At 72.0% G+C, this 9758-nt stretch carries 7 protein-coding genes, 1 pseudogene and 1 riboswitch; of the genes and pseudogenes, 4 read left to right on the top strand and 4 right to left on the bottom strand.

Annotated features, from left to right (window positions below):
• The 3 genes from CCN51_RS55165 to def form a co-directional block, all read left to right on the top strand.
• Positions 1–1197: HD-GYP domain-containing protein (locus tag CCN51_RS55165; protein WP_086860283.1), on the top strand; the 1197-nt coding region annotated here is incomplete at its 5' end.
• Positions 1198–1430: 233 nt separating this feature from the next.
• A complete protein-coding gene (locus CCN51_RS29875) occupies positions 1431–2417 on the top strand; it encodes a tetratricopeptide repeat protein (RefSeq protein ID WP_043486837.1) in 987 nt (328 codons plus the stop codon).
• 96 nt (positions 2418–2513) lie between these two features.
• Positions 2514–3143 carry a peptide deformylase gene (def, locus tag CCN51_RS29870; RefSeq protein ID WP_014176599.1) on the top strand — a complete coding sequence of 210 codons (630 nt, stop codon included), beginning with the start codon at positions 2514–2516 and terminating at the stop codon, positions 3141–3143.
• Positions 3144–3166: 23 nt separating this feature from the next.
• Here def and CCN51_RS29865 read toward each other — a convergent pair whose 3' ends face one another.
• On the bottom strand, positions 3167–4057 hold the full coding sequence (locus CCN51_RS29865) for an ArsR/SmtB family transcription factor (protein WP_014176598.1): 891 nt from the start codon (positions 4055–4057) through the stop codon (positions 3167–3169).
• A 106-nt stretch (positions 4058–4163) separates the two neighbouring features.
• Between CCN51_RS29865 and CCN51_RS29860 the strand changes: the two genes are divergently transcribed.
• Positions 4164–4370: a hypothetical protein gene (locus tag CCN51_RS29860; protein ID WP_014176597.1), complete on the top strand. Its 207-nt coding sequence runs from the start codon at positions 4164–4166 to the stop codon at positions 4368–4370.
• Positions 4371–4465: 95 nt separating this feature from the next.
• Here CCN51_RS29860 and CCN51_RS29855 read toward each other — a convergent pair whose 3' ends face one another.
• From CCN51_RS29855 to CCN51_RS29845, 3 genes and pseudogenes are all read right to left on the bottom strand, one after another.
• Positions 4466–5422, bottom strand: a complete 957-nt coding sequence (locus tag CCN51_RS29855; protein WP_238545642.1) for a ribonucleotide-diphosphate reductase subunit beta — start codon at positions 5420–5422, stop codon at positions 4466–4468.
• Positions 5423–5484: 62 nt separating this feature from the next.
• On the bottom strand, positions 5485–7884 hold the full coding sequence (locus CCN51_RS29850) for a ribonucleoside-diphosphate reductase subunit alpha (protein WP_014176595.1): 2400 nt from the start codon (positions 7882–7884) through the stop codon (positions 5485–5487).
• 132 nt (positions 7885–8016) lie between these two features.
• Positions 8017–8139, bottom strand: a riboswitch (cobalamin riboswitch).
• Positions 8140–8383: 244 nt separating this feature from the next.
• A pseudogene (locus CCN51_RS29845) lies at positions 8384–9676 on the bottom strand (FGGY-family carbohydrate kinase); the annotation flags it as partial.
• Positions 9677–9758: the final 82 nt, after the last annotated feature.

Here is a 9758-nt window from a genome sequence, read left to right as displayed (position 1 = left end):
GCCGCCGCGGCGGCCCTCGGCTATGCCGCGCTGGGACCGCTGGACGGTGCGCCGACCACGTACGGCGTCCTCCAGGCCGTCGCCGTCGTCGGGGCAGCATCCCTCCTCGCCCTGGTGATGCGCATGGCCCTCGGACACCCGGCCGACCTCGACCTCGACCGCGCCGCGCGCCGGGTGCTCACCGTCGCCTTCGTCGCGATCTGCTGCCAACCGCTTCACTACACCGGCCGGTTGCCCTCCTGGTTCGGCCGGCCCGGTCATGGTCCGTGCCTCGTCGCGGCCTTGCTGCTCGTCCTGGTGCTGGCCGCGCTCGGTGATGCCGCGCTGGCCGCGGCGCCGGCCCGGACGCGTACGGGCCGCTCCTACGCGCCCCTGCTGCGCGATGAGCTGCGCGCGCTGCCTGGCGTGGGGGCCGTGATCTGCGCGACGGCGGCGGTGATGGCCCCGGCGGTCGCCGTGGCCGGGCTGTGGATGCTGCCGGTGCTCTGTGTGCCGCTGCTGCTCGTCCAGTACTCCTTCCGCCGCTGTGCCGGGATACGGGCCACCTGCCGCCAGACCGTCGCCTCGCTGGCGAGGACGACGGAGATAGCGGGCTACACCCCCGCGGGCCACGCCCGCCGGGTCGCCGGCCTGAGCCGCGCCGTCGGCCATGAGCTGCGGCTGTCCGCTCCGTCGCTGACCGTGCTGGAGTACGCGGCGCTGATGCACGACGTCGGGCAGTTGTCGCTGCTCGACCCGGTGCCGGCCGGGGCCACCGAGCCGCTGCCGGAGGCCGAGCAGCGGCGGATAGCGCTGCTGGGGGGCGCTGTCGTACGGCAGACCGGGGTGCCGGACGAGGTCGCGGAGATCGTGGAGCGGCAGGCGGACCCTTATCGGGAGCAGCCGCTTCCGGCCCGTATCGTGCGGGCGGTAAACGCCTACACCGAATTGGTGGGAGGTTCCCCGGGCACCTCACTGGGAAACCCTCAGAAGGGCCGGGGCGCGGTCGGGCCCGGGGCTCTGGAGCGGTTGCGGCGGGGCACGGGCCGTGACTTCGACCCGGTGGTGGTGGAGGCCCTGGCCACGGTCGTGTCACGGCCGGAGCACGACCCGGAGCGTGATCCGGAGCACCACCCCGAGTACGACCCCGAGTACGACCCGGAGCACGATCCGGCGCATGACCTGGTGCACGACGAGGTCCGTGGTCACCCGAAGTGAGAACTCGCGGGTAATGAGCGGCTGCCCCGAGGGGCATGGTTGGATGCGAAGAGAGGGGGTGTCGGGCCTATGGCCGGCGGCAAGGAGGTGTGGTGGGCATCGTCCCCAGGCCGAACCGTGAGGGGCCGGGCTGAGATGTCCGCGAATGTGTGGCAGGTTGTCGTCGAGGGAGGGCTACGCCGTCCGCGAGGACATCTGGTTCGGTGCTACTTCGATACCGGCAGGCGGGAATGGTGAAGATCTTCGGCAAGGTGCGGCACCGGCCGTCCGCGTCATGGCGGCAGGCCACGGACCGCGCGTTCACGCTCATCGGAGACGGCCGGTACGAGGACGCGGGCGCGTTGCTGACCCGCGCCGCCGACCTGGAGCCGTGGCTGTCGGAGTCCTGGTTCAACCTGGCGCTGCTGCACAAGTTCCGGCACGACTGGGAGCAGGCGCGCGCGGCCGGGCTGCGCGCGGTCGCGCTGCTGGACCGCGAGACCGGCGCCCCTGACTGGTGGAACGTGGGGATTGCCGCGACCGCCCTGCAGGACTGGCCGCTGGCGCGCCGCGCCTGGCAGGCGTACGGCCTGAAGGTGCCCGGCGAGGCGTCCGCGTCCGGTGAGCCGCTGGGCATGGAGCTGGGCAGCGCGGCGGTACGGCTGTCGCCGGAGGGCGAGTCGGAGGTCGTCTGGGGCCGCCGGCTGGACCCGGCCCGGATCGAGGTGCTGTCCATCCCGCTGCCGTCCTCCGGGCGCCGCTGGGGCGAGGTGGTGCTGCACGACGGCGTTCCGCACGGCGAGCGCGTCACCTCCGCCGGCCCTGCCTACCCGGTTTTCGACGAGATCGAGCTGTGGGCGCCCTCCCCGGTGCCGACCTGGGTGGTGCTGCTGGAGGCAGCGACGGAGGCCGACCGGGACGCGCTGGAGCGGCTGGCGGCGGACGCGGGCTTCGCCGCCGAGGACTGGTCGTCCTCGGTGCGGCTGCTGTGCCGCTCCTGTTCGGAGAGCCGGATGCCCAGCGACGAGGGCGAGGGCGAGCACCTGGACCCGCATGACCACAGCGAGCCCGGTCAGCCCGGCCCGCTGGGGCACCGTATGGCGGGCTCGGGTTCGCTGTGGGTGGCGGAGCGGGAGTGCGGGATCGCCGCGCCGAGCGGGCTGGTGCGCGGGCTGCTGGACGGCTGGGTCGCGGACAGCCCGGACACCCGCGAGTGGCGGGACCTGGAAGAGGTCTGCTGATATACCCGCCCATCCCGCGCGGGCCTTACGGCCTGCGGTGCGGCCGTTACCCTGTAGGGCGACGAGTCTGGTTTTGAGGAAGGCGTGCGGCGGACGATGGCGCAGCAAGGGACTGAGCAGCGGGTGGACGACGAGTTCATCGTGGACACGGAGGACTGTGAGGAGCGCGAGCGCGCGTACCGCGAGCGCGGTACGGCCCGTCCGATCACGGTCGTCGGCAATCCGGTGCTGCACAAGGAGTGCCGGGACGTCACGGAGTTCGACGACAAGCTCGCCGCGCTGATCGACGACATGTTCGCCAGCCAGAAGGCGGCCGAGGGCGTGGGCCTGGCCGCCAACCAGATCGGCGTCGCCCTGAAGGTCTTCGTCTACGACTGCCCGGACGACGACGGCGTCCGGCACGTCGGCGTGGTCTGCAACCCGGTGCTGGACGAGCTGCCGGCCGACCGACGCGTCCTGGACGACTCCAATGAGGGCTGTCTGTCGGTGCCCACCGCGTACGCCTCGCTGGCCCGCCCCGACTACGCGGTGGTGCGCGGCCAGGACGCCGAGGGCAAGCCGATCGCGGTCCAGGGCACCGGCTATTTCGCCCGCTGCCTGCAGCACGAGACCGACCACCTCTACGGCCGGCTCTACATCGACCGCCTCTCCAAGCGCGACCGTAAGGACGCGCTGCGGCAGATGGCGGAGGGCACGCCGCGCTACGAGACGGTGCCCAACGACTGACGCCTGCCACCTCCTGAGTACGCTCAGGGGCTGTGCAGCAGCGCCGTCCCGAGGTCGCTCGCCGTGTAGTGCACTTCGCGCCGGTAGCGGTGGCTCGTCACCAGTCCGGCGTCGCGCAGGACGGCGAGGTGCTGGGAGACCGCGCCCGGGCTCAGCCCGGTTCGGGCGGCCAGCTGGGTCGTCGTGCTGGGCGAGCTGGTGTGTGCGAGGAGGCGGGCACGGCTGCGGCCCATCAGCCGGGCGAGACCGTCACCGGCGGGGTCGCGCCGCTCCCACAGAGTGCCGAGCGCCCGCGCGGGGTAGACGAGGGCGGGCGGCGCCGCCCCGTCTCCGGCCAGCAGACGGCACTCGGCCCCGAACACGGTGGGCGCCAGTGTGACTCCGGTGCCGCCGAGCTCGATGCCGTCGAAGTCCCTTCCGGACTGCCGGAGGTGGGGTGCGACCAAGCGGTCACCCTCCCAGCTCAGAGTCGGGTGGAGGTGGGCGAACACCTCCTGGATGCCGTCCTCGGCGAGTTGACGCGTCCGGTGTGCGATGTCCGCCTCCTGGAGGGCTCGCATGCGCGGCCAGTGCGGTGCGACGGCCGCCCGCCACCAGGCGCGTACGGCCTCGGCGAGCTCCGCGTCGACCGGTGCTTTGGCGAGCTCCTCCTCGAACTCGGACAGCGGGCAGCGTGGAGGGGGCGTCAGCGCGTCCGGTAGGGCTCCGCGGCGGGCCAAGTCGGCCAGCGGCGCCGTGCGGCGGGCGAGGCCGCGGTCCTCGAGCAGGGCCACGGCCGGCCGCAGCCAGGGCAGGTGGACGGCGTGCCGCCCGGGGTCGAGGGCGGCGCGGAAGGCGGCGACGGCCTCGCCCAGCGGTGATATCGCGAACCTGATGTTGACCACGTCGTGCACGCCGAACCGCACCGTGCCCATGCCCGACCACCTCCGCCGATCCGCCGATCCGCCAGTCCCCGATGCCCCGAGGCCCCGAGGATTTCGCCCAGACTAAAACAATGGTGACGTCGGCATCCCGGTGGTGATGGCCACAAACCGTTTCGTGGTGTGGGGTTCGATGCCGGTCGGCGCGCTCATCGGGAGTGTGCTCGGGCAGAGCATCGGCGTCCGGCAGGCCATGTGGGTCGGCGTCCTGGGCGAACTCCTCGCCGTCCTGCCGGTGTTCTTCTCACCGCTGCGTAGGCTGCGCGAGCTTCCCGGTTCGCCTGATCTTCCCAGTTCACCCGGGTGAGTGGCCACGTCCGGTCAGGGGCCGACATGTGGCGCGGCGCCCCCGGGACATTCCCAGGGGCGCCGCGCGCACATCGGGTTTGAATCAGAAACGGCTCAGAAGTCGTCGTCGAAGGAGACCGAGCCCTCGACCGCCACCTGGTACGCGGAGGCGCGGCGCTCGAAGAAGTTGGTCAGCTCCTGGACGTTCTGCAGCTCCATAAAGGAGAACGGGTTCTCCGAGCCGTAGACCGGGGCGAAGCCCAGGCGGGCGAGCCGCTGGTCGGCGACGCACTCCAGGTACTGGCGCATCGACTCGGTGTTCATGCCCGGCAGCCCCTCGCCGCACAGGTCGCGGGCGAACTGCAGCTCGGCCTCGACGGCCTCCCGCAGCATGTCGGTGACCTGCTGCTGGAGTTCGTCGTCGAAGAGCTCGGGCTCCTCCTCGCGGACCGTGTCCACCACCTGGAACGCGAAGTTCATATGCATGGTCTCGTCGCGGAACACCCAGTTGGTGCCCGTCGCCAGGCCGTGCAGCAGGCCGCGGGAGCGGAACCAGTAGACGTAGGCGAAGGCGCCGTAGAAGAACAGGCCCTCGATGCACGCCGCGAAGCAGATCAGGTTGAGGAGGAAGCGGCGGCGCTCGTCCTTGGTCTCCAGCCGGTCGATCTTGTCGACCGAGTCGATCCAGCGGAAGCAGAATTCCGCCTTCTCCCGGATGGACGGGATGTTCTCCACCGCGGCGAACGCGGCGGCCCGGTCGTCCGGGTCGGGGAGGTAGGTGTCCAGCAGCGTCAGATAGAACTGGACGTGCACGGCCTCCTCGAAGAGCTGCCGGGACAGATACAGCCGCGCCTCGGGCGAGTTGATGTGCTTGTAGAGGGTGAGCACCAGGTTGTTCGCGACGATCGAGTCGCCGGTCGCGAAGAAGGCGACCAGGCGGCCGATCAGGTGCTGCTCGCCGGGGGAGAGCTTGGCGAGGTCGGCGACGTCCGAGTGGAGGTCGACCTCCTCCACGGTCCAGGTGTTCTTGATCGCGTCGCGGTAGCGGTCGTAGAAGTCCGGGTACCGCATCGGCCGCAGGGTGAGCTCGAACCCGGGGTCCAGGAGGTTCTTGTGGCGTTCGGGGGCGGTGGTCACTGGCAGGCCTCGCAGGACTCGGGGTTTTCCAGGGAGCAGGCGATGACCTCGGGGTCGACGGGCGCCTGCTGAGTGGGGATGGGCACGGTGGCGGGGGCGGCGGCGCGCGCCGACTGAGCGATCCGGGTCGCCGGGCGCGAGCGCAGGTAGTACGTAGTCTTGATGCCGCGCTTCCAGGCGTACGCGTACATCGAGCTGAGCTTGCCGATCGTCGGCGAGGCCATGAAGAGGTTCAGCGACTGGCTCTGGTCGAGGTACGGGGTGCGGGCGGCGGCCATGTCGATCAGGGCGCGCTGCGGGACCTCCCACGCGGTCCGGTACAGCTCCCGCACCTCCTTCGGCACCCAGGAGAAGTCCTGGACCGAGCCGTTGGACTCACGCAGCGCCTCGCGGCTCTGGGCGTCCCATACGCCGAGCTTCTTCAGGTCGTTCACCAGGTAGGAGTTGACCTGAAGGAACTCACCGCTGAGCGTTTCGCGCTTGAAGAGGTTGGAGACCTGCGGCTCGATGCACTCGTACACGCCCGCGATCGAGGCGATCGTCGCGGTCGGGGCGATGGCCAGAAGGAGCGAGTTCCGCATGCCGGACTTGGCCATCCGCTCGCGCAGCGCCGCCCACCGCTCGGGCCAGGTCGCCACCGCGTCCGTGTAGTGGTCCGGGTGCAGCACACCGCGCGCGGTGCGGGTGGCGGACCAGGCCGGGTGCGGGCCGTGGCGCTCGGCGAGCGCGCAGGACGCCTCGTACGCCGCGAGCATGATGCGCTCGGAGATCTGCGTGGACAGCTGCTGCGCCTCGGGCGAGTCGAAGGGCAGCCGCAGCCGGAAGAAGACGTCCTGGAGGCCCATCAGGCCCAGACCCACCGGCCGCCAGCGGGAGTTGGACGCCCCGGCCTCCTGGGTGGGGTAGAAGTTGATGTCCACCACACGGTCGAGGAAGGTGACGGCGGTACGGACGGTCGCGTCCAGCCGCGCCCAGTCCATCTGACCGTCCTCGCCCAGATGCGCGGCCAGGTTGACCGACCCCAGGTTGCACACGGCCGTCTCGCCGTCGTCCGTGACCTCCAGGATCTCGGTGCACAGGTTGGAGGAGTGCACGACCCGGCCGGGCTCGGCGGTCTGGTTGGCGGTGCGGTTGGCGGCGTCCTTGAAGGTCATCCAGCCGTTGCCGGTCTGCGCGAGGGTGCGCATCATCCGGGCGTACAGCTGGCGCGCCGGGACGGTCTTGACGGCCAGCCCCTCCGCCTCGGCCTTCGTGTACGCGGCGTCGAACTCCTCGCCCCACAGGTCGACCAGCGCGGGCGCGTCGACCGGCGAGAACAGCGACCAGTCGGCGTCGGCCTCGACCCGGCGCATGAACTCGTCCGGGATCCAGTGCGCGATGTTGAGGTTGTGGGTGCGGCGGGCCTCTTCGCCCGTGTTGTCCCGCAGTTCCAGGAACTCCTCGATGTCCGCGTGCCAGGTCTCCAGGTACACACAGGCCGCGCCCTTGCGCCGGCCGCCCTGGTTGACGGCGGCGACGGAGGCGTCGAGCGTGCGCAGGAACGGCACGATGCCGTTGGAGTGCCCGTTGGTGCCGCGGATCAGCGAACCGCGGGCGCGGATGCGCGAGTACGACAGGCCGATGCCGCCCGCGTGCTTGGAGAGCCGTGCGACCTGGTGGTAGCGGTTGTAGATCGAGTCCAGTTCGTCCAGCGGCGAGTCCAGCAGATAGCAGGACGACATCTGCGGGTGCCGGGTGCCGGAGTTGAACAGGGTGGGGGAGCTGGGCAGGTAGGACAGCGTGCTGGTGAGCCGGTACAGCTCGGCGACGTCGTCCAGCGCCCGCTGCGAGTGGTCCTCGGCCAGTCCGCAGGCCACCCGCAGCAGGAAGTGCTGCGGGGTCTCGATCACCTGGCGGGTGATCGGGTGGCGGAGCAGATAGCGGCTGTGCAGCGTGCGCAGCCCGAAGTAGCCGAAGCGGTCGTCGGCGCCGTCGGCCAGCGCCTTGTCGACCAGCGCGTCCAGGCGGGCGGCGTGGGAGGTCACGAACTCGGCCGTGCCGTCAGCGATCAGGCCCTCGCGGTGCCCCACGGCCACCGAGGAGGAGAAGGAGACCGCGCCCTGCCCGGCCGCCTCCTCGGCGATGGCGAGGGTCAGCAGCCGCGCGGCGAGCTTCGAGTACTCCGGCTCCTCGGCGATCAGCCCGGCCGCCGCTTCGGTCGCGAGAGTGCGCAACTCCGCCGCGTCCGAACCGGGATGGCGGCCGCGCAGGGCGGCGGCCGCGACCTTGCCGGGGTCGGTGGCGGGCAGGTCGGCGGTGAGCTTCGTCAGGGTCCGCAGCAGGGCGGTCCCGGGCGCGTCGGCCGCTCCCTGAATAGCCGCTGCCTCTGAAACCGGATCGGCTGGCGCGATGGTCACTGAAGTGCTCTCCCTCGCTCGGCTAGGGGCCTCACGGGGCGGTGGGCGATGGGCGCGTACGGGCATGCCGGGCCCCACGGGTTGGGACGGCACGCCACGCAGCGTCCACCGGCCCAACCCGCGAGGCCCGGACGTATGAGACGGCTGTCGGCAGGTCCTTGGACTTGCGGGTACGCAAAAGCGTACGCGTACACCATTGCGGGACAGTTCCGGATTCCCACCGGATTCCCCTGCGGCGACAGCGAGCATGAGCATACATCTTGTGGTGGCGAGCGCACGCGCCCCCACATGTTGTGTCGCGAGGTGGAGTGTTTCGTACGAATGTGCTATTCGGTGCCGGACTTGGCGCGGTCTTGGCACGCACTTGGCACAAGCCGGACACGGGCCCGAGGCAGGCCTTACGCGGGCCTGAGGCAGGCCTGATACGGGCCCTGGGGCGGCCCTGAGGCGGTCCTGGCGAGGGTCCGGCGTGGCGCCGGGTCGAACTCCGGGTCGAACTCTAAGCGGGCGCCGTTGCCCGCCACTCCGCGAGGGTACGGGCCAGCCTGGCCCGGTAGTCCGCGTAGCCGCGCTCGTATGCCTCGGCGCGGTCCGCGTCCGGTACGACAGTACGCGAATCGGCTCGCCATTGTGACGCGTCCACCGGGTCGCCGAGCGCCCGCCAGGCGACCGCGACCGCGCCGCGCGCCCCCACCTCGGGCTCGTCGGGGATGCGCACCGGCCGCCCGAGGACGTCCGCGAACAGCTGGGTCCAGGCGGCGGACCGGGTGCCGCCCCCGCACGCCGCCAGGCTCGCGGTCAGCCCCGCGGCCTCCAGACAGTGGCGGGCCGCGTACGCCACGGCCTCGCAGACGGCCCGTACGGCGTCCGCGCGTGTCGTGGCGAGGGTCAGCCCGTCCAACCGGCCCCGCGCGGCGGGCTCCACGAACGGGGCGCGCTCGCCCGCGTCGGACAGGAAGGGCAGCGCGGTCACCCCGCGCGCCCCTGGCGGGCTCGCGGCGAGCAGCGCGTCCAGGTCGGCGGTGGTGGCCCCGGCGAACTCCAGGACCCACTCCAGGGCCGCCGTGCCCACCATGGCGGGCATACCGCGCAGCCAGCGGTCCCGGTCGGGCACGCACAGCCACATGCCCGCCGGGTCGGCGGCCGGGTCGATCCGCGCGCTGTCGGTGAGGACTTGGCTGGCCAGTGTGGTGCCGACGATCAGCAGACCGTCGCCCACCTCCTCGACCCCACTGCCGATCGCACAGGCCGGAAGGTCGTACGGGCCCGCCGTGACGGGCAGTCCGGCCGGCAGGCCGAGCAGCTTCGCGCCCGTCTCGTCCAGCCGCCGTACGGTGTCGGGCGCGGCGGGCGGCGGCAACAGCCGGGCGTGTTCGGCGATTCCACACGCTTCCAGGGCTTTGGGGACATACTCGCGCGTCGTCACGTCCAGGAAGGGCATCGACGCGTCCGAGGCGTCCACGCCGATGACGCCGGTGAGCCGCTGCGCCACCGCGTCCACGCAGTAGCCCGCGACCTCCGCGCGCGCCAGCGCCTCCGGCTCGTGGTCGGCCAGCCAGCGCAGCAGCGGTGCGTGGCAGCCGGGGAACACCCCGGAGCCGGTGAGCCGGTAGAGCTCGCGGATGGTGCCGTCCTCGCCCCAGCGGGTCACGGTGTCGTTCGCCCGGCCGTCCATCCACGAGATCGGCGGGCGGGTCGAACAGGACCTGGAGGACGTGCTGCGCACGGTCGCCGAGGTGGTCCGCGAGGTGACCGCCGCCCTGGCCGCGGGCGGCCTGGCGGCCCCGGTCGCGCTCGCGCTCACCGGGCAGGGCGACGGGCTGTGGCTGCGCGACGCGGCGGGCCGCGCCGTACGCCCGCCGATCTCGTGGATG

Source organism: Streptomyces milbemycinicus (assembly GCF_002154605.1).
Classification (GTDB): domain Bacteria; phylum Actinomycetota; class Actinomycetes; order Streptomycetales; family Streptomycetaceae; genus Streptomyces; species Streptomyces milbemycinicus.
Note: the sequence above shows the minus strand (reverse complement) of the source record. Positions and strands in the feature narration are given on the sequence as shown.

Excerpts from the sequence above, each read along its gene's own strand:
- def (WP_014176599.1), top strand. The coding sequence starts at position 2,514 with ATGGCGCAGCAAGGGACTGAGCAGCGGGTGGACGACGAGTTCATCGTG.
- CCN51_RS29865 (WP_014176598.1), bottom strand. The coding sequence starts at position 4,057 with ATGGGCACGGTGCGGTTCGGCGTGCACGACGTGGTCAACATCAGGTTC.
- CCN51_RS29860 (WP_014176597.1), top strand. The coding sequence starts at position 4,164 with ATGGCCACAAACCGTTTCGTGGTGTGGGGTTCGATGCCGGTCGGCGCG.
- CCN51_RS29855 (WP_238545642.1), bottom strand. The coding sequence starts at position 5,422 with ATGCGGTACCCGGACTTCTACGACCGCTACCGCGACGCGATCAAGAAC.